Source organism: Pectobacterium hainanensis (assembly GCF_046237015.1).
GTDB lineage: Bacteria > Pseudomonadota > Gammaproteobacteria > Enterobacterales > Enterobacteriaceae > JBJYIN01.
Genome location: NZ_JBJYIN010000001.1, coordinates 253007 through 272878, shown reverse-complemented (window position 1 = coordinate 272878; position 19872 = coordinate 253007). Strand labels below are relative to the sequence as shown.

Below are 19872 nucleotides of genomic sequence, written 5' to 3'. Positions count from 1 at the left end.
GCATTTATCTTATTGTTTAACTGGAGCGTTTTTCGATAGTCGTTCCGATTTCATTTATTGGTTGCGGTTCCCCTTGTACAGCCCAATCCCAGTGGATGAGCTCACGATCATGATAACCCAGCTGTTGCATAAAGGTTTTTACCAGGACGGGTTCAGTATCGTTAAGCGTGATACCGGGCACCCAGTCGCTAAGTTGAGTCATGTGCATGCCGGCATAACCACATGGGTTGATGCGCATGAACGGCGAAAGATCCATCGCAATATTTAGCGCGAGTCCGTGAAAAGAGCATCCTCTACGAATACGTAACCCCAGTGAGCAAATTTTGCTTTCACCGACATAAACGCCTGGAGCATCCGCGCGCGCGTGGGCATTGATATGGAAATGAGATAGCGTTTCTACAACGGTATTTTCGATGAATGTAACCAATTGGCGCACACCCAATTTCCTGCGCTTCAGATCGATTAAAACGTACATTACCTGCTGGCCTGGACCATGATAGGTTACCTGCCCACCTCTATCGCTCTGGATGACGGGAATATCGCCAGGCATGAGCACATGCTCTGCTTTTCCCGCCTGACCTTGAGTGAATACGGGAGAGTGTTGTACCAGCCAGATTTCGTCTAACGTATTGTCATCGCGCACATCGGTGAATTTATGCATCGCTTGCGAGATGGGTTCGTAAGGTTGTACGTCGAATTGGCGTACGATGATCTTATCCTGTAGCAAACGTGTCATCTTCAGGTTAAGGGAAGGTGGGAAGATTATAGCGGCGGGAAACGTCAGCGAACAGCACTAAGCGCATTTTCCCGCGGGATCGTATTAACGATGGTCATTAATGGGTAGGGCAGAACTACAGCACCATACGCACGATTTCGATATTGCCTAACTCTTCGTACAGCGTTTCCACCTGCTCAATGTGTGTAGCGGTGATGGTAATGGAAACCGAATGATAATTCCCTTTGCTGCTGGGTTTGATCTGTGGTGTGTAGTCGCCGGGTGCATGACGTTGCACCACTTCAACGACCAGATCGACCAACTCCGGTTTTGCCAAGCCCATGACTTTGTATGTAAAAGGGCAAGGAAATTCAAGCAGTTCGTCTAATTTGGTTTTCATCTCAGCTCCAGCGTTTATGGCTATTGTATAGACTCGATATACTTCAAGTTGCCTTTGTTACTTGGCCCTTCCGTGGGCCTCGCTGGGGTTAACCTAACGCTGTTCAACAACGTTTGATCATGTTTCCCCTGCAACTCGAATTATTTTGGGTATAGATGGGGGCAAATTGTCCTCTTACAAGAGCAAAGCCTTAACCAAACCAGCGATGGAACATCAGTTTGATGTAGTCAATCAGGCGACCGAAAATTCCCCCTTCTTTTACTTCGTTCATCACAACTAATGGGCGCTGATCGATGGTTTTGCCATCCAGTTGGAAGTTGATGGAACCAACAACCTGATTTTTGGCTAACGGTGCATGCAGTTCAGTGTTATTAAGCACGTAGCTGGCTTTCAGGTCTTTCATCCGGCCACGAGGAATAGTGAGATGAACATCTTTTTCAACACTCAGTGCAACGCGATCGTTATCGCCAAACCACACTGGTTCTGAAGCAAATTCTTTACCGGTTTTCAGCGGCGAGACGGTTTCAAAAAAGCGAAAGCCCCATGTCAGCAGTTTCTTGCTTTCAGTTTCGCGGCCTTTAAAGGTTCGTCCACCCATCACCGTTGAGATCAGCCGTGTTGAGCCTTCGGTTGCCGATGCAACCAGGTTATAACCTGCGGATGAGGTATGGCCGGTTTTAATCCCGTCAACGTTCAGGCTGCTATCCCACAATAGCCCGTTACGGTTGGTTTGCCGGATATTGTTAAACGTGAACTCTTTTTCTTTGTAGGTCGCATATTCTTCTGGTACATCGCGGATCAGCGATTGACCAATCAACGCCATATCGCGGGCGGAGCTGAACTGGCCGGGTGCATCAAGTCCATGCACGGTTTCAAAATGCGTATTTTGCAGGCCGAGTGCTTTTACATAGCCATTCATCAGATTAACAAAAGCATCCTGGCTGCCTGCAACGTAGTCAGCCATGGCAACGCAAGCATCATTACCCGATTGCAGAATAATACCGCGGTTTAACTGAGAGACAGGCACACGATCGCCAGGTTTCAGGAACATCAGTGAAGAACCCTGAAATACCGGGTTGCCCGTTGCCCAGGCGTCTTTACCGATGGTAACGATATCATTCGGGGTAATTTTCCCTGATTTTATGGCTTGACCAATAACGTAACTGGTCATCATTTTGGTCAGGCTGGCGGGATCGCGACGTGCGTCGGCATTCATTTCTGCCAGCACTTTCCCAGAGTTGTAATCAATCAGGATGTATGATTCTGCATCAATTTGCGGAACGCCGGGGATCATCGTTTTCAGATTGATATTATCAGCATAGGCAAAAGAGGATGCACTTATGGCGAGCAAAGCACCAAGCGCTGTACGTTTAGTAAAACGAGACGTGTTTACAGTATTCATGATTGGAACAACAACATCCGTGGGTATAAGTTAAAAAACGAGCCACACTATAGCAGATGGAAAATAAGCAGGCACCAGACATTACGTTACGTGATTTTGCGAAAGGGACGGTGGTATCCCCAATCAGTCCAGTAAGTAAGGTAATGAGTGTTCTGGATACTGTCGCCAATCAGGCGACAGTGGCTTTGCTAAAGCGTACCAGGAGCGGCAGTAATAAAGGATTGCTGCTGAGCTTCGACTGACAAACGTTGTTGAAGTTCAGTTGCCTGCTGGCGATTTGCGAATGGGCCTAGCTGGATGCGATAAAGCCCGCCGTTGGACGTCACTTTTCCGGTGACGTTGAAACGTTCACTCAGGCTGCGCAACCAGGTTTGTGCACGTTGCTGATCGCTTAGCGCGCCGACCTGAACGACGTAACCGCCGCGAATATTAGTTTGTGCCGCAGCTGGGGTGGACGATGCTGGAGCATGAGATACAGGTGGTGTTGCCGGTGTGGTTTCGATAACGCCAGCGGGCAATGCGGAAGGTGCGCCCAGGAAGCCACCGGAATGCGTGGTTGCACTGCTTTGCGGCACGGAACTATTTTTTGGTACTGAACTATTTTCCGGTACTGAGCTATTGGCAGGCTGCGTCAGGCCACTATTGCTGATGGGGCGCGTGGCCGCGGCTGGCTGAGTATCATTTGCCATCATTGGTGTACCGAGTCCACTGGAACCGAAGTTAGGGCGATCCGGTAGCGCAAAACTTTGTTTTGCTACGCTTGTGCCGATGGTTCCTGGTCCGGACATCGTACCGTCAGGGGCGACGTTGATAAAATCGACTTTAACTTTAGTATTGTTGGAAATATTTAATCGATCGCCAGCAGCTTTGGAAAGATCGATGATCCTACCGGGCGTGTAAGGGCCACGATCGTTTACTCTCACCACCAGGCGGCGACCATTGCTCAGATTGGTGACGCGCACGTAGCTGGGCAAGGGTAATATTGGGTGAGCGGCCGTCAATGCGTTTGGATCGAACACTTCACCGATGGAAGTTCGATTGCCATTGGCTTCCTCGCCATACCAGGTGGCTAAACCTGTTTCGCTAAAATTTTGCGGATTTTTGACAATTTTATACGTCCGGCCCTTGATGGTGTAATCTTGCAATGTCCCAGGGTTATAAGGCTCGTAGCGTGGTTCAGCACCACCGATTTCTTCTACCGGGCCGCTATAAACGGTCTTTACTGGCGGTGACGACGGTTTTTCTGTGACGGTACAGGCGGAAAGCGCCAGACTCACTGCTCCAACCCAAAGCCAATCCTTACGCATTGCTCCACCTCGTTTTATAAATTCTTGGATAGCATCTTGCGGTGAGTATGGATCGACATAACGATACCAAATCCCGCCATGAGGACGATAAGCGCTGAACCCCCGTAACTGACCAGAGGTAAAGGCACACCAACAACGGGTAGGATACCGCTAACCATCCCGATGTTAACGAAAACATAAACGAACAGAATTAACATCAGGCCACCAACCATCACCCGACCAAATGATGTCTGTGCGTTAGCGGCAATTACCAGCCCGCGCATAATGAGGAACAAATACATGGCGAGTAAAATCAATACGCCAATTAACCCCAGCTCTTCAGCCAAGATAGCAAAAATAAAGTCAGTATGTCGTTCCGGCAAGAATTCTAACTGAGATTGTGTTCCATGCAGCCATCCTTTGCCAGACAGACCGCCAGAGCCGATCGCTATTTTTGACTGAATAATATGATATCCCGCACCGAGCGGGTCGCTCTCAGGATCGAGCAACATCATTACGCGGGCTTGCTGATAATCATGCATCAGAAAGAACCACAATATGGGAATAAACGCGGCGAGCAGCAAAACGGCAATGCCGATCAAGCGCCAACTCATACCGGCCAGAAAAAGGACAAATAGCCCAGAGGCGGCAATCAGAATAGAGGTTCCTAAATCGGGTTGAGCGGCAACCAGAAGGGTTGGCGTAAAAATCAGTATCAACGCGATGCCCGTATTCTTGAGTGAAGGTGGGCACATATCGCGATTGATAAAGCGAGCAACCATCAGCGGAACCGCGATTTTAGCAATTTCAGATGGTTGGAAACGCACAAAACCCAGGTCTAGCCAGCGTTGAGCGCCTTTACTGATCTGTCCGAAGATATCGACCATCATTAATAAAATAACGCAAACGACATAGAGGTAAGGTGCCCATCCTTCATACACCCGTGGTGGAATTTGTGCCATCACGACCATGACGATCAGCCCCAGCACAATTTGTACGGCCTTACGCTCCATCATGCCTACGTCTTGTCCGCTGGCGCTCCACATAACAAACAGACTGTACCCCAGCAGTGCCAGAATGCAGATTAGGAAGGGGAGATCGATATGTATTTTGGTCCAAATCGAACCTTTTTGCTGGTTATCGGTCATGACTGTCTGCTACTCACTTTCGCTGCCTGGCGGGGCTGGGGGCGCACTCGGTAGGTCCGTATTGTTATCGCCTAACAGAATATGGTCAAGGATCTGCCGGGTAATCGTACCGACTGTTGGGCCTGCGCCACCGTTTTCCAGAATAATCGACATGGCGACTTTGGGATTGTTGTAAGGCGCGAAAGCGACCATGAGCTTATGATCGCGCAGGTGTTCCGCAATTTTGTGGGCGTTATAGGTTTCATTCTCTTTGAGGCCAAAAACCTGTGCGGTGCCGGATTTTGCGGCAATCTTGTAAGGTGCATTGTCAAAGCTTTTATGCGCAGTGCCGTTTGCCCGGTTAGCAACGCCATACATTCCATCTTTGGCAACTTCCCAAAAACCGGAGTGGATATCGCCAATCTGACGATGCTCGGGCTGACGGTAAGGAACCATGACGCCGTTCTCTCTGGAACTGTAGAGTAGATGAGGGGTTTTGACTTGGCCGTCATTAATCAGCGTTGTTAACGCCTTGTTCATCTGTATGGGTGTTGCGGTCCAATAACCTTGTCCGATCCCGACTGGAATCGTGTCTCCTTGATACCAGGGTTTTTTGAAACGTCGCAGTTTCCATTCGCGAGTGGGCATATTCCCCGCGCTTTCCTCTGAAATGTCGATGCCGGTTTTTTCCCCGTAGCCGAATTTATTCATCCATTCTGCCAAGCGGTCGATACCCATGTCATAAGCGACCTGATAGAAGAAAGTATCGGCAGATTCTTCCAGTGACTTGGTCAGATTTAGTCGCCCATGTCCCCATTTTTTCCAGTCGCGAAAACGTTTTTCTGAACCAGGCAACTGCCACCAGCCAGGATCAAACAGCGTTGTGTTAGTCGTAATGACTCCCGCAGTTAACGCAGAAACGGCAATATAAGGTTTGACCGTTGAAGCCGGTGGGTAAATCCCCTGCGTTGCCCGGTTGATGAGCGGGCGATTGGGATCGTTGCGCAGTTGGTTATAATCTTTGCTCGAGATACCATCGACAAACAGGTTAGGATCGTAGCTTGGCGTGGACACCATCGCCAAAATACCACCGTCGCGCGGGTCAGTGACGATAACGGCGGCGCGGCTGCCTTCCAGTAGTTTCTCAATGTATATTTGCAGGCTGAGATCCAATGTCAGATAGATATCTCTTCCCGCTTGTGGTGGTTGTTCGTGTAGTTGACGGATCACTCGACCGCGATTATTGACCTCGACTTCTTCATAACCGGGTTTCCCGTGCAACAAATCTTCATAGTGGCGCTCGATACCTAACTTTCCGATATCACGCGTTGCGGCATAGTCAGCCAGCTTTTCTTCTTTATTTAATCGCTCAACATCTTTGTCATTGATTTTCGATACATAGCCGATGACGTGAGTGAGTGCTGAGCCGTATGGATAATAACGACGTTGGTAGCCTTTGACTTCTACGCCGGGAAAACGATATTGGTTGACGGAAAAGCGAGCGACCTGCAAGTCGCTTAATGCGGTTTTGACGGGGATCGATGTGAAACGCCGCGAGCGTTTGCGTTCTTTTTCAAAACTTTCCAGATCGTCGTCGGTTAAATCAATAATGGGTTTTAACGCATCAAGCGTCGCTTGTAGATTGTCTACTTTTTCCGGCACCAGTTCTAATTGGTAAATGGTACGGTTGAGTGCTAACGGAATGCCATTACGATCATAGATGATGCCGCGACTCGGCGCGATGGGAACCAGTTTAATGCGGTTTTCATTGGAGCGAGTACGATAGTCATCGACACGTAGAATTTGCAGATGATAAAGATTAGCGATTAATACACCAGACAGTAGCAAAATACCCAAAAACGCCACTAAAGCACGACGCACGAATAGGGCAGACTCAGCCGTATAATCACGAAAAGGTTTACGTTCTATTTTCATCCAGCGGTTTATTTCACGTGTTTCATAATATCGCCTTACTCCCGGTGGTAAGGGTGATTAGTGGTAATACTCCAGGCACGATACAAGCTTTCCGCAACCAGTACGCGCACTAATGGGTGGGGCAGCGTCAGTGGCGATAGTGACCAACTCTGTTCTGCTGCAGCTTTACATTCTGGGGATAACCCCTCGGGGCCACCAATAAGCAAACTGACATCACGGCCATCTTGTTTCCAGCGCTCTAACTGCTGTGCCAACTGCGGGGTTTCCCATGGTGTACCAGGAATATCCAACGTGACAATGCGGTTGCCTTTTCCTACGGCGGCGAGCATCTGTTCGCCTTCCCGCTCGAGAATGCGTTTGATATCCGCATTTTTCCCCCGCTTACCAGCAGGAATCTCAATGAGTTCGAACGGCATATCCTTGGGAAAGCGGCGCAGATAATCGGTAAAACCTGTCTGCACCCAGTCGGGCATTTTGGTACCAACGGCAACCAGTTGCAGCCTCATACCACTAGCCCCACAATTTTTCCAGCTCGTATAACTGGCGACTTTCTTCTTGCATCACGTGGACAATAACGTCACCCAGATCAACAACAACCCAATCGGACACATTCTCACCTTCTATACCAAATGGCATTATCCCCGCAGCTCGTGAAGACTGAACGACATGATCGGCAATAGAGGCAACATGTCGGGTAGAGGTTCCGGTACAGATAACCATATAGTCGGTGATACTGGATTTGCCCGTGACATCTAAGGTCACGATATCCTGACCTTTTAAATCGTCTATTTTATCAACAACGAATGCTTGGAGTGTTTGGCCCTGCAATGGTTCCCCCTCGGTTGCCAGTATTTGATCTTCATGGATGACTTATCGCACTTACGGTTCTAGCGAACACTTGGCTTCATCGAATATTTAATAGTTATAAAACAGTAAGGGCTGACCGTGTTGACTGCCTCATCGCAGAGAATGGCCGGTTTTCCCTATGATTGAAACCAGCGGCGGAGTATATCACGCACTTTGTCTGAGTGGTACGTGGTATCAGGTCTGGCCTATCGATATAGCCCTTGTTCATCGATGTAGCGTAGTACGGACGGTGGTAGCCAATCCTGACAGTCGAGGCCGGCTTGGCGTCTCTTACGAATTTCAGTTGCTGAAATAGTAACCAATGGCGTGTCTGCCATGAAGATCCGTCCGTGCGTTTGTTGATGCAGATCCCGTGGATCTTTTGTGAGGTGGTCTTCCAGCCATTTCTGAAGTGTCGGCGTAGAGAGTGTGGATTGATAGCCAGGACGAGCACAGACCAGCAGATGACAAACGCCAAGGAGATCTTCCCAGCGGTGCCATTGATGTAATGTCAGCAATGAGTCTTGGCCGATAACAAACGCAAGTGGTGTCTCCGCGCCCGTTTCCCCTCGCAGGGCTTCCAGCGTATCAATGGTGTAAGAGGGGGTTTGACGTTGTAATTCACGCTCATCAACACGGAATAATGCATTATTTTCAGATGCCAACTGAGTCATGCGTAACCGCTGTTGAGACGTGGCTTCAGGCTGTGGTCGATGCGGAGGAACATTGTTTGGGAGTAATACAATTTTACTGAGCCCGACAATTTTCGCCAGCGCGGTGACTGGCATGAGATGCCCATAATGAATGGGATCAAACGTGCCGCCGAAAAATGCAGTGAGCGGAGGATGCTCTGCTTTTATTATCACATCGGATTGAATCGGCGTTATCAAATCAGATGGTGTGCTCAAACCGGGTAACCTCTGGCTGGAAGGGTGATTAGACATAAAGATCCAGACATACCGCGCGATACCGCATGGGCAAACCAGATCATGTCGCTGGCAGTAGAAAACTTTCTGGTAGTGCTTTACCGCATAATATCATCGCAAGCGTTTCTAACTCAGTCCATACAGACTGACCATAGTTTTGTTTGAGCGTAATTTCCAATTGAGCTAGCAAACGGATTGCCTGCTGGAGTTGCTGCAACGTCAATCTTTGTAACGCTTGAGTTAATAGGTCACGGCGATTTTGCCAGACTTTATGCTGATCAAATAAGCTACGTAGCGGTGCTCTTGTTATTTGTCGTTTTAGTGTCAATAACAACAGCAATTCGCGCTGTAAGGTTCGCAAAAGAATGACGGGTTCGCAGTCTTCCTGACGTAGCTGTTGCAAGATGTGCAACGCTCGTTTGCCTTTACCTGCTAATAACGCGTCCAGCCAATGGAATGGAGTAAAATGCGTCGCATCGTTGACCGCGTCTTCTACTCGGGGCAGCGTCAGCTTTCCATCTGGATACAATAACGCGAGACGAGCTAACGCTTGTGATAGCGCCAGCAGGTTGCCCTCGTAGCAGTAGCAAATCAGTTGGCTTGCGGCGTCATCCAACTCGAGTTTCATGGATTTTGCACGTTGAGCGACCCAGCGCGGCAGTTGCATTTGCTCGGGAGTGAGACAATTAACGTACACGCCATTTTTTGATAACGCTTTGAACCAGGCACTATTTTCCTGCGCTTTAGTGAGTTTGTGGCCTCGTAGCATCAGTAAAATATCGGGGTGCAATAACTCAGAAAGTTTGAGTAGGTTCTCTGCCATCGCGGCATTCGGCCCATTTTCAGGCAAGATCAGTAACAGCGTTTGACGAGAAGCGAACAGGCTTAGCGCCTGGCAGGTGCCGAAAATAGCGCCCCAATCGGTATGAATATCCAATGAGAAGCTGAAATGTTCATTGAATTCCTGCTGCTGAGCGGTTTGTCGGATGCTATCCAAACTTTCCTGTAATAGAAGGGGATCGGTACCGAAAATCAAATAGCAGGTACGCAACCCCTCATGGAGTTGCGCAGCGAGTTGCTCAGGATAGAGGCGAATCATGGACGGTTAGATGAGGTAAGGGAAGCCGCTTGCTGTTGCCGGTTTTTTACCTCCTGACTGCCGTTGATAGTGAGTAATTTGCGTACTAACTGCTGGGCTGCCTGAGTATGCATTTCCTTACGTACAATATCCTGTTCTGCATCTTTTGCCAGAGCAGTTAACGGGTTGTCAAAGAAAGTGCGGAACACGGTAACACTAAGCGGATAAATATCTTCACCGGGCAGCAATACCTGAGCACGGAGCGTTAGCACCATCTGATATTCGGCTGTTTTACCATCCTGAAATACAGAAACGGTATCTTTGGTTTCCGATGCGCTGAGTATTCGCAGTGAAGGAATATCCTGCCGCGTTGCATCATCAACAATTTTCACATCGCTGAGACGTAGCGCTTCACGCACCGAACGCGTCATGGGACCGTAAGGATCACTGCTATCCAGCACCAATGTCTGTAGCTGCGCAGGGACTTGTGTCGTGCCGCGCAGATGAAAACCGCAACCGGCGGTGATGAACACCGCCAGCCCCAGCAACAACGTAAATAGACGATGTCGCACAGTTCCTCCTTGCCTTAACCCACAACCAGGTTAAGCAGTTTGCCAGGGACATAAACCACTTTACGTACAGTGACGCCGTCCAGGTATTTCGCTACCAGTGGTTCCTGCGCAGCGCGTTCACGAACCTGATCTTCACTGGCATCAGCCGCAACGGTAATTTTACCACGAACTTTGCCATTTACCTGAACGACAACCAGCTTGGAGTCTTCGACCATAGCCTGTTCATCCGCGACGGGCCATGGTGCGGTATCAATATCCCCATCTCCTTGCAAGGCTTGCCACAACACAAAGCAAGCGTGCGGTGTGAATGGATATAGCATACGTACCACGGCTAACAGCGTTTCCTGAGTCAGGGCGCGATCTTGATCGTTATCCTGCGGCGCTTTGGCCAGTTTGTTCATCAATTCCATGATGGCAGCGATCGCGGTATTAAACGTCTGGCGACGGCCAATATCATCTGTCACTTTAGCGATAGTTTTGTGCAGATCGCGACGCAGTGATTTCTGATCTTCCGTCAGTGCAGCAACGTTTAACGGCTGGGTAGCACCGCGTTCAGTATGATCGAATACCTGCTTCCAGACACGTTTCAGGAAGCGGTTTGCACCTTCTACGCCTGACTCCTGCCATTCCAATGTCATTTCAGCGGGTGAGGCGAACATCATAAACAGGCGAACGGTATCTGCACCATATTTTTCAACCATGACTTGAGGGTCAATGCCGTTATTTTTGGATTTCGACATTTTGCTCATGCCCGCGTAAATAACCTCACGGCCCTGTTTGTCTGTTGCTTTGGTGATACGGCCTTTTTCATCACGCTCAACGCTGACATCAATGGGAGAAACCCAAATGCGCTCGCCGTTATTCCCGACGTAATAGAAAGCATCGGCCAAGACCATTCCCTGACATAACAGACGCTTGGCTGGTTCATCTGAAGTCACCAGACCGGCATCACGCATCAGCTTGTGGAAGAAACGGAAATACATCAGGTGCATAATGGCGTGTTCGATACCGCCAACATATTGGTCAACGGGTAGCCAGTAGTTGGCTGCCGCCGGATCCAGCATGCCTTGATCGTATTGCGGGCAGGTATAGCGTGCGTAGTACCAGGAAGACTCCATAAAGGTATCGAACGTGTCGGTTTCACGCAACGCTGGCTGGCCGTTGATCGTTGTCTTAGCCCATTCCGGGTTAGATTTCAGCGGGCTGGTAATGCCATCCATCACGACATCTTCCGGCAGGATTACCGGCAGTTGATCTTCTGGTGCGGGAATAACGGTGCCGTCTTCCAGTGTTACCATTGGGATCGGTGCGCCCCAATAACGCTGGCGGGACACGCCCCAGTCACGCAGGCGATAGTTAACCTTACGTTCACCAATTCCCAATGAAACCAGTTTATCGGCGACGGCGTTGAACGCGGCATTGAAATCCAGCCCGTCAAACTCACCAGAATTGAACAAACGACCTTTTTCCGTCATGGCTTGAGCGGACAAATCCGGTTCGCTGTCGTCAGCATTCAAAATCACGGGTTTGATAGACAGTCCATACTTGGTGGCAAATTCCCAGTCACGCTGATCATGACCAGGAACGGCCATCACCGCACCTGTTCCGTATTCCATCAGGACAAAGTTGGCTGCCCAAATGGCAACTTTCTCGCCGTTAAGCGGATGGATAGCGTATAGGCCGGTAGCCATGCCTTTTTTCTCCATCGTTGCCATATCTGCTTCGGCAACTTTGGTATTACGGCATTCGTCAATGAAGTCAGCCAGTGCTGGATTGTTCGCTGCGGCTTGTTTTGCCAGAGGGTGACCTGCGGCCACGGCAACGTATGTCACGCCCATAAAGGTATCAGGACGTGTCGTGTAGACTCGCAGTTTTTCTTCGCTATTTTCTACGTCAAAAGCAATTTCAACGCCTTCAGAACGGCCAATCCAGTTACGTTGCATAGTTTTGACCTGTTCAGGCCAGCTTTCTAACGTATCCAAATCGTTTAACAGTTGATCGGCATAATCGGTGATTTTGATAAACCACTGCGGAATTTCTTTACGCTCGACCTTGGTATCGCAACGCCAGCAGCAGCCATCGATGACTTGCTCATTTGCCAGAACAGTCAGATCGTTCGGGCACCAGTTCACCGCAGAGGTTTTCTTGTAAACCAAGCCTTTTTCGTAAAGCTTGGTGAAAAACCATTGTTCCCAGCGGTAGTAGTCTGGTTTACAGGTCGCGACTTCGCGATCCCAGTCATAACCAAAGCCCAGTAGTTTCAACTGGTTTTTCATGTATTCAATATTGGCGTAAGTCCACGGTGCCGGTGCGGTGTTATTTTTAACCGCAGCCCCTTCGGCGGGCAGGCCAAATGCATCCCAGCCAATCGGCTGTAGGACGTTCTTACCCAGCATGCGCTGATAACGAGAAATCACGTCGCCGATCGTGTAGTTACGGACGTGGCCCATATGTAGTCGGCCAGAAGGGTAAGGCAACATGGAAAGGCAGTAGTATTTTTCCTTGCCGGGTTCTTCGGTGACTTTGAATGTCCGCTTTTCTTGCCAGTGAAGCTGGACATGCGCTTCTATCTCTTCTGGGCGGTATTGCTCTTGCATGGCTGCCAGGGGTCCTGTTTAGTAAAGAATCGCTACACCAGTAGCGAATTCTGATTCATAACAAAAGATCCGCATAGCATAGCGGTAAGCGACGCGGGCAACAACACCCTAGACCCGGCTAGAGAATATTTCTGATCGATGAATCGTATACTGCGAGAAATCGCGCAAATTGGCGACAATTCTCCAAATGTGTGGAAAAAATAATCTAAAATAGAGGGAGATAGACGACATGTCGGATTTTTGCATGGCGTACCAGACGGTGAATAGTCGTTTTTATCACCTTTCAATCCGCTTATTCAGGAGGAAGCATGAATAAACTAGCCCGCTATTACCGCGAGTTAATGGCTTCAGTGACGGCCCGACTGAACAACGGTGAACGCGATCTCGATAATCTGGTACAGAGCGCTCGTCAAACCTTACAAGAAGGCTCAGAACTGACACAAAAAGAAATTGAACAGATTATTCAGGCTGTTCAGCGCGATCTGGAAGAATTTGCCCGCAGCTACAATGAAAGCCAGGGCGAGTTTACTGACAGTGTGTTTATGCGAGTGATTAAAGAGAGTCTATGGCAAGAGTTGGTCGACATTACAGATAAAACCCAACTGGAATGGCGTCAGCTTTTCAATGATGTGAATAACCACGGCGTTTACCATAGTGGTGAGGTGGTGGGATTGGGGAATCTGGTGTGTGAGAAGTGTCATCACCACATTGCGTTTTATACGCCAGAAATTTTACCTCGCTGCCCAACGTGCTCACACGATCAATTCCATCGGCAGCCATTTCAGCCGTAATGAGGGTGATGGACGGAGAATAAATGGGGAGAGCGTGCCTTGTGGCACGCTTGGTATGTGTTAATGCAGAATTTTTGCCAGAAAGTCTTTCGCACGTTCAGATTTTGGATTATTGAAAAAGTCATCCTTCGCCGTATCTTCAATGATTTTTCCTTCATCCATGAAAATCACGCGGTGAGCCACTTTACGCGCAAAACCCATTTCGTGTGTGACCACCATCATCGTCATGCCTTCCTGAGCCAGTTCCACCATGACATCCAGCACCTCGTTGATCATTTCCGGATCGAGTGCTGAAGTGGGTTCGTCAAATAGCATGGCGACCGGATCCATACATAGCGCACGGGCAATGGCAACACGCTGCTGTTGTCCCCCGGAAAGCTGTCCCGGATATTTATTGGCATGTGCGGATAAACCGACGCGCTCCAGTAGCTTTTGTGCTTTGGCTTTTGACTCTGTGCGATTGCGTTTCAGCACTTTTATTTGTGCAAGCGTCAGGTTTTCGATAATCGAAAGATGCGGAAAGAGTTCGAAATGTTGGAACACCATCCCTACTTTTGCACGAAGTTGAGCCAGATTCGTTTTTTTATCGGTCACAGAGATGCCGTTCACCTCGATTTCGCCTTGCTGGATAGGTTCCAGACCATTAACGGTTTTAATCAAGGTTGACTTACCGGAACCAGATGGTCCACAGACGACCACTACCTCACCTTTTTTAACCTCTGTGGAGCAGTCGGTTAGCACCTGAAATTGACCATACCATTTAGAAATATTTTTCAGGAAAATCATCAAACCGTCCTTTTTTTCAGGTAACTGACCAGCATTGATGCGGAAATGCTGAAAATAAAATAAATAAACCCTGCAAACAGGATCATCTCAACTTGTGTACCGTCGCGTTCGCCGATGGTGGACGCAGTACGGAAGAAATCTGCGAGGCTGAGCACATAAACCAACGAAGTGTCCTGAAACAGCACAATGCCTTGTGTGAGTAACAACGGCACCATAGCCCGGAATGCCTGGGGCAGGATAATCAGTTTCATGGACTGCCAGTGTGTCATGCCAAGTGCCAACGCCGCCGATGACTGACCACGCGATATGCTGAGTATGCCCGCACGGATGATCTCGGAGTAATAGGCCGCTTCGAACAGTGAAAAGGCTACCATAGCTGATATCAGCCGAATATCGGTTTTCGGTGAAAGGCCAAGCACATTTTGTAATAAGCTAGGAACAACCAGATAGAACCACAGCAAGACCATGACGAGTGGCACGGAACGGAATAGGTTTACATACAGTTTGGCGAACCAACTGATCGGCTTGATTGGCGACAAGCGCATAACGGCCAGAATGGTGCCCCAGATAATGCCGAAGATTACTGCGGTGATGGTTATTTTAAGTGTGACGACCATTCCCTGTAGCAGGTAAGGCAAGCTTGGGCCAATTGAACTCCAGTCAAATTCATGCATGAGTTATTTGCTCCCCATATTGCCCGGCAAACGGGTTTTCTGTTCAACCACCTGCATGATCAACATGATGATGGCGTTTATGCCGATGTAGGCGAGCGTAATCGCGGTGAATGACTCATAGGCATGGGCCGAATAATCCAGCAGTTTCCCGGCTTGTGCCGCCATATCCACCAGGCCGATGGTGGAGGCGATAGCGGAGTTTTTTACCAGATTTAACATCTCAGACGTTAGCGGTGGAATAACAATACGATAGGCGTTAGGCAGTAAGACATAACGATACGTTTGCGGTAATGTCAGCCCCATTGCCAACCCAGCGGCTTTTTGACCACGTGGTAATGACTGAATGCCTGCGCGGATCTGTTCACATACGCGGGCGGCCGTAAACAAGCCCAGACAGATCATGGATGACAGGAAGAATTGAATATTGGGATCGAGTTCGGCTTTGAACCACATCCCGAGTTTCTCAGGAAGTAATTCAGGGACGACCAGATACCAGGTAAAAAACTGAACGATCAAAGGGACGTTACGGAATAATTCAACATAGCAGGTACCAATTCCCGCGATAATACGGTTTGGGACGGTACGTAAAATTCCAAGAATAGAACCCAGTAAGAAGGCGATGATCCAGGCACAAATAGACAGTGTGACCGTGACTTGCAGGCCGGATAGGATCCACCCTAGATAAGTGGTATTGCCGAATGGGGCGGCTTGCAGGAAGATACCCCAATTCCAATCTATTGACATAACAAACTCCGGTAAAAAAAGGGTAGCGAAGCTACCCTGAAGATTGATGAGCGGTATTAACATGCAATGGGGAACGACCATTACTTGTCTGTCTGTCCTGCCGCGAATCAGCAATCATAAGGCAGAGTAAACTGCCTTTATTGTCGTTATTAATTAGTTTAACGCTTTATCATTCGGCGCTTTGAACAAGGCTTTCATTTCATCAGAAAGCTCAAAATTCAGATTGAGATCTTTTGGTGGAATCGGCTGTTTAAACCAGCGATCAAACCATTTTTCTGCTTCGCCAGAAGTCTGGACTTCAGCAATGGTGTCATCTACCAGTTTCTTGAATTGCGGATCGTCTTTACGCAACATGCAGCCGTAGGCTTCTTCAGATTGTGCAGTACCGAGGATTGCCCACTTATCGGCATCTTTCGCTTTAGCGCGTTCACCGGCAAGTAGAGCATCGTCCATCATGAAAGCAACGGCACGGCCACTTTCCAGCGTACGGAAAGAATCACCGTGATCTTTCGCACTGATGATACGCATCTTCATTTGTTTTTCTTCATTCAGCTTGTTAAGCAGAACTTCAGATGTCGTTCCCGAGGTCACCACAACCGTTTTACCCTGCAGATCAGGGAAGTCTTTAATACCAGAGTCTTTTTTCGTTAGCAGACGAGTACCGACGACAAAAATGGTATTTGAGAATGCCGCTTGTTTTTGGCGTTCAAGGTTGTTCGTTGTCGAGCCACATTCCAAATCAAAGGTGCCGTTTTGCAGCAATGGAATACGGTTCTGGGAAGTAATAGGGAGCAGTTTCACCTGCAGATTGGGCGCATCTAACTTTTTCTTAATGGCCTCAACAATTTTGTCTGAATAGGCCTGAGAGTAACCGACAACTTTCTGTTGGTTATCGTAGTAAGAGAAAGGAACCGATGATTCACGGTGGCCGATAACGATGACACCATTGTCTTTTACTTTTTTCAGCGTGCCAGCCAGATCCTCAGCTTGAGCAAGGCTGACGGTGGTGCCAAGCAGAAGCAGTGATAGTGCCAATTTACGCATTTGCATGTTCTAACCCCTTTGCTGTCGTTATGGATCTAAAACGATATGGATCTAAAACCATGGCGCAGTCATATAGATCTAATGTTGTGCTGCTAAATTACAGATGACGTTTGGTTTCTTCTGCGGTGTGGTTTCATGCACCGTTAAAGAGCGAAGTAACAACGTATACTGTTAAAAAATAGCTGATTGTAAATAGATTGATATGAAAATGTTTGTTTTTTGCGAGCCCTACCGCACCAAATCACAGCACTAAACTCAAATTGCATCATTTGAGTGCAGTGTTTGCCCCAATCTCGTGCTTTGTGGTCAGTGAACTCGCTAAAAACACGGAAACAACCATTTACAAGATAATAATAGGCAAATACCGTGCCAAAAAGAAAAGGCATGCGAGCGCATGCCTTTGGGGAACATGAATTATTTTGGGTATAGAATCAACGACGGCGGAAGGTGAGGAATAACGTCATTACGCCACCCAGTAGCGTAATGATCCACAGCGGTAAACCACCAAAACGTGCGTAGGGGGTCAGGCCACTGGCTGGAATAACCTGTGTATCTAAAACGGCGCGCGTGAACTGTGGCAAGCTGGCAGAAACCTCACCAGTCGGTGCAATAACGGCAGTCACTCCGTTATTGGTACTACGAACCAGAGGGCGTCCTAATTCCAGCGCTCGCATACGTGCCATCTGGAAATGTTGCCACGGCCCAATGGAGTGGCCGAACCAGGCATCATTGGAGATGGTTAACAACATATCCGTGTCTTCGCGGAAATTATCGCGTAGCTGTTGACCCAGAATGATTTCATAACAGATAGCGGCGTTGAGTCTAAAACTACCGACGGTTAATTGGGGTTGAATATAAGCGCCACGACTGAACGACGACATGGGTAAATCGAAAAAGGGTGCCAATGGGCGTAATAGCGTTTCCAATGGCACGAATTCGCCAAATGGCACCAGGTGATTCTTGTTATAGCGGTTACTGGTGGGGTAGTGATAAGGCTGTTTATCACCCAGAACGATAATACTGTTGTAATACTCAAACCCGTTATTGTTACGACGAGAGTCTACAATCCCGGTGATAAGGCTGCTGTTGTGGCTACGGAGTAAGCCATCAAGTTTGGTTAGATAGTCTCCCTGACGGCTCTCTACATCGGGGATAGCCGATTCAGGCCAGATGATAATAGGTGCCTTTTCCATATAAGGCAGACTGTTATCCAGATAAATATTCAAGGTATTCAGTAGTTGATTCGGATCCCACTTAAGCGCCTGAGGGATATCTCCTTGGACCAATGCGATGTTGACCGCCCGCTCAGGCAGCAGATCAAACCACTGAATATGGCGTAGTGGCCACGGCAGAGCCAGTAGCGCGAATGCGATAACGGCTGGAAGCGTTCGACGCTGATATAGCGACAAAACCACGAGGCCGCTAATGCTCATTAGCATAAACGTGATGGCATCAACACCGAGTATGGGGGCGATGCCTTTCAATGGACCATTAATCTGGCTGTAGCCAAATTGAAGCCATGGGAAGCCGGTCAATACCCAGCCACGTAGGAATTCTGTCAATTGCCACAATACTGGTGCGGCAATGGCAAGTCGCCACCAACTGGTTTTTGAACATAAGCGAGTGAGTAGCGCGGCAAAGAGTAGTGGATAGAGTGCTAAATACGCAGCCAGCAGTACGACAAGAGCAATGTTGATTGGTCCGGGCATACCACCAAACTGAGCAATGCTGACATAGACCCAGTTAATGCCGCTGCCGAACAAGCCAAATCCCCAAGAAAAACCGATCCACGCCGATTGACGCACGGTGCGATGCAGTGTAAGGGCTTGTAGCCCCATTAATGAAACTAATGCAGCAGGCCAGAAATCAAAGGGAGAAAACGCCAGTGTACCGAAGGCGCCAAACAAAAGCGCCAGCAGGATGCGCACCTGCTGGCGTTGCAGTAAAGAAGCGAACGCCATTGCTTATTTAATCTTCCAATTGTGGTTGAGGTGCATCGTCAGGGATTCTGACGTGAACCTGAATAATTCGTCGGCTATCCGCCATCGCGACTTTAAACAGGTAACCTTCGATGTCAATGGTTTCACCGCGGGAAGGTAAATGCCCAAATGACTGCATGATAAGGCCGCCAATCGTGTCGACTTCCTCATCACTAAACTGAGTACCAAAGGTTTCATTAAAATCTTCAATATCGGTCAATGCGCGCACGGTGTATGTGTGGCGATTGAGCTGGCGGATATCACGATCTTCTTCATCGTCATATTCATCTTCAATCTCGCCGACGATGAGCTCCAGAATATCTTCAATCGTGACAAGGCCGGAAACGCCGCCAAATTCGTCAATAACAATCGCCATATGATAACGAAGAGAGCGGAATTCGTTCAGCATCCGGTCAACACGTTTGCTTTCAGGTACAACAACGGCGGTGCGGAGAACTTTATCCATACTGAATGGTTCGGAATCACTGCGCATAAAAGGCAGGAGGTCCTTGGCCATCAGAATTCCCTCAATATGGTCTTTATCTTCGCTGATGACCGGGAAACGGGAATGAGCTGATTCGATAATCACATCCAGACATTCTTCCAGAGTCTGATCGCGCTTAAGCGTAATCATCTGAGAACGAGGGATCATGATGTCACGTACACGCTGTTCGGCGATATCCATCACGCCTTCAAGCATATCGCGAGTTTCTGGATCAATCAGCTCATTCTGTTCGGAGTCACGGATCAGCGTGAGCAGATCGTTACGATCTTTGGGTTCACCGTGGAAAAGCTGATTGAGAATAAGGGAAAAGAAACCCTTTTTAGGACTGGGGCTATCGTTGTTTTGAGAATGGTCGTCGCTCATGGCGTTTTTATTAACATCACTCTTGTTAAGAAAATATTGCCAGTAACCGGGAAAAACACAGTTAACTGGCGTATAAGGTATTAATATCTGGCATCTTCCCGA

The 19872-nt window shown here is 48.5% G+C and carries 19 protein-coding genes; 1 reads left to right on the top strand and 18 read right to left on the bottom strand.

Annotation, left to right across the window (positions count from 1 at the left end; genetic code table 11):
- Nucleotides 1-16 precede the first annotated feature (16 nt).
- The 12 genes from lipB to leuS all read right to left on the bottom strand — a co-directional run bounded on the left by lipB (nucleotide 17) and on the right by leuS (nucleotide 12884).
- A complete protein-coding gene (gene lipB / locus ACKPVM_RS01420; protein ID WP_409306359.1) occupies nucleotides 17-736 on the bottom strand; it encodes a lipoyl(octanoyl) transferase LipB in 720 nt (239 codons plus the stop codon).
- Nucleotides 737-851: 115 nt separating this feature from the next.
- Nucleotides 852-1115 carry a DUF493 family protein YbeD gene (gene ybeD / locus ACKPVM_RS01415; protein ID WP_409306358.1) on the bottom strand — a complete coding sequence of 88 codons (264 nt, stop codon included), beginning with the start codon at nucleotides 1113-1115 and terminating at the stop codon, nucleotides 852-854.
- 190 nt (nucleotides 1116-1305) lie between these two features.
- Nucleotides 1306-2517, bottom strand: a complete 1212-nt coding sequence (gene dacA, locus ACKPVM_RS01410; RefSeq protein WP_409306357.1) for a D-alanyl-D-alanine carboxypeptidase DacA — start codon at nucleotides 2515-2517, stop codon at nucleotides 1306-1308.
- 188 nt (nucleotides 2518-2705) lie between these two features.
- Entirely contained in the window at nucleotides 2706-3824 is a 1119-nt protein-coding gene (gene rlpA, locus ACKPVM_RS01405; protein ID WP_409306356.1) for an endolytic peptidoglycan transglycosylase RlpA, read from the bottom strand.
- A 14-nt stretch (nucleotides 3825-3838) separates the two neighbouring features.
- Nucleotides 3839-4951, bottom strand: coding sequence for a peptidoglycan glycosyltransferase MrdB (gene mrdB, locus ACKPVM_RS01400; protein ID WP_409306355.1), 1113 nt, complete (start codon nucleotides 4949-4951; stop codon nucleotides 3839-3841).
- Between the two features lie 9 nt (nucleotides 4952-4960).
- Nucleotides 4961-6865, bottom strand: a complete 1905-nt coding sequence (mrdA, locus tag ACKPVM_RS01395; protein WP_409306354.1) for a peptidoglycan DD-transpeptidase MrdA — start codon at nucleotides 6863-6865, stop codon at nucleotides 4961-4963.
- Nucleotides 6866-6900: 35 nt separating this feature from the next.
- Nucleotides 6901-7371, bottom strand: a complete 471-nt coding sequence (gene rlmH, locus ACKPVM_RS01390; protein WP_409306353.1) for a 23S rRNA (pseudouridine(1915)-N(3))-methyltransferase RlmH — start codon at nucleotides 7369-7371, stop codon at nucleotides 6901-6903.
- A 4-nt stretch (nucleotides 7372-7375) separates the two neighbouring features.
- Nucleotides 7376-7693: a ribosome silencing factor gene (gene rsfS / locus ACKPVM_RS01385; protein ID WP_409306352.1), complete on the bottom strand. Its 318-nt coding sequence runs from the start codon at nucleotides 7691-7693 to the stop codon at nucleotides 7376-7378.
- Between the two features lie 224 nt (nucleotides 7694-7917).
- Nucleotides 7918-8577 carry a nicotinate-nucleotide adenylyltransferase gene (gene nadD, locus ACKPVM_RS01380; RefSeq protein WP_409306493.1) on the bottom strand — a complete coding sequence of 220 codons (660 nt, stop codon included), beginning with the start codon at nucleotides 8575-8577 and terminating at the stop codon, nucleotides 7918-7920.
- Nucleotides 8578-8698: 121 nt separating this feature from the next.
- Nucleotides 8699-9736, bottom strand: a complete 1038-nt coding sequence (gene holA, locus ACKPVM_RS01375) for a DNA polymerase III subunit delta (RefSeq protein WP_409306351.1) — start codon at nucleotides 9734-9736, stop codon at nucleotides 8699-8701.
- On the bottom strand, nucleotides 9733-10287 hold the full coding sequence (lptE, locus tag ACKPVM_RS01370; protein ID WP_409306350.1) for an LPS assembly lipoprotein LptE: 555 nt from the start codon (nucleotides 10285-10287) through the stop codon (nucleotides 9733-9735). The genes holA and lptE overlap by 4 nt, the downstream gene beginning before the upstream one ends.
- Before the next feature lie 14 nt (nucleotides 10288-10301).
- Nucleotides 10302-12884, bottom strand: a complete 2583-nt coding sequence (gene leuS, locus ACKPVM_RS01365) for a leucine--tRNA ligase (protein ID WP_409306349.1) — start codon at nucleotides 12882-12884, stop codon at nucleotides 10302-10304.
- 308 nt (nucleotides 12885-13192) lie between these two features.
- Here leuS and ACKPVM_RS01360 point away from each other — a divergent pair, with 308 nt between their 5' ends.
- A complete protein-coding gene (locus ACKPVM_RS01360; protein WP_409306348.1) occupies nucleotides 13193-13675 on the top strand; it encodes a zinc ribbon-containing protein in 483 nt (160 codons plus the stop codon).
- Between the two features lie 60 nt (nucleotides 13676-13735).
- Here the strand turns inward: ACKPVM_RS01360 and ACKPVM_RS01355 are convergent, their stop codons facing one another.
- From ACKPVM_RS01355 to corC, 6 genes are all read right to left on the bottom strand, one after another.
- Complete coding sequence (locus tag ACKPVM_RS01355) at nucleotides 13736-14461, bottom strand: amino acid ABC transporter ATP-binding protein (protein ID WP_409306347.1); 726 nt, start codon at nucleotides 14459-14461, stop codon at nucleotides 13736-13738.
- The gene (gene gltK, locus ACKPVM_RS01350) at nucleotides 14461-15135 is read right to left on the bottom strand and encodes a glutamate/aspartate ABC transporter permease GltK (RefSeq protein WP_409306346.1); all 675 of its coding nucleotides are present in this window, start codon (nucleotides 15133-15135) and stop codon (nucleotides 14461-14463) included. The genes ACKPVM_RS01355 and gltK overlap by 1 nt, the downstream gene beginning before the upstream one ends.
- Before the next feature lie 3 nt (nucleotides 15136-15138).
- Nucleotides 15139-15879: an amino acid ABC transporter permease gene (locus tag ACKPVM_RS01345; protein ID WP_409306345.1), complete on the bottom strand. Its 741-nt coding sequence runs from the start codon at nucleotides 15877-15879 to the stop codon at nucleotides 15139-15141.
- 153 nt (nucleotides 15880-16032) lie between these two features.
- Entirely contained in the window at nucleotides 16033-16929 is an 897-nt protein-coding gene (locus ACKPVM_RS01340) for an amino acid ABC transporter substrate-binding protein (RefSeq protein WP_409306344.1), read from the bottom strand.
- 425 nt (nucleotides 16930-17354) lie between these two features.
- Nucleotides 17355-18884: an apolipoprotein N-acyltransferase gene (gene lnt, locus ACKPVM_RS01335; RefSeq protein ID WP_409306343.1), complete on the bottom strand. Its 1530-nt coding sequence runs from the start codon at nucleotides 18882-18884 to the stop codon at nucleotides 17355-17357.
- A 7-nt stretch (nucleotides 18885-18891) separates the two neighbouring features.
- Entirely contained in the window at nucleotides 18892-19770 is an 879-nt protein-coding gene (gene corC / locus ACKPVM_RS01330; protein WP_409306342.1) for a CNNM family magnesium/cobalt transport protein CorC, read from the bottom strand.
- Nucleotides 19771-19872: the final 102 nt, after the last annotated feature.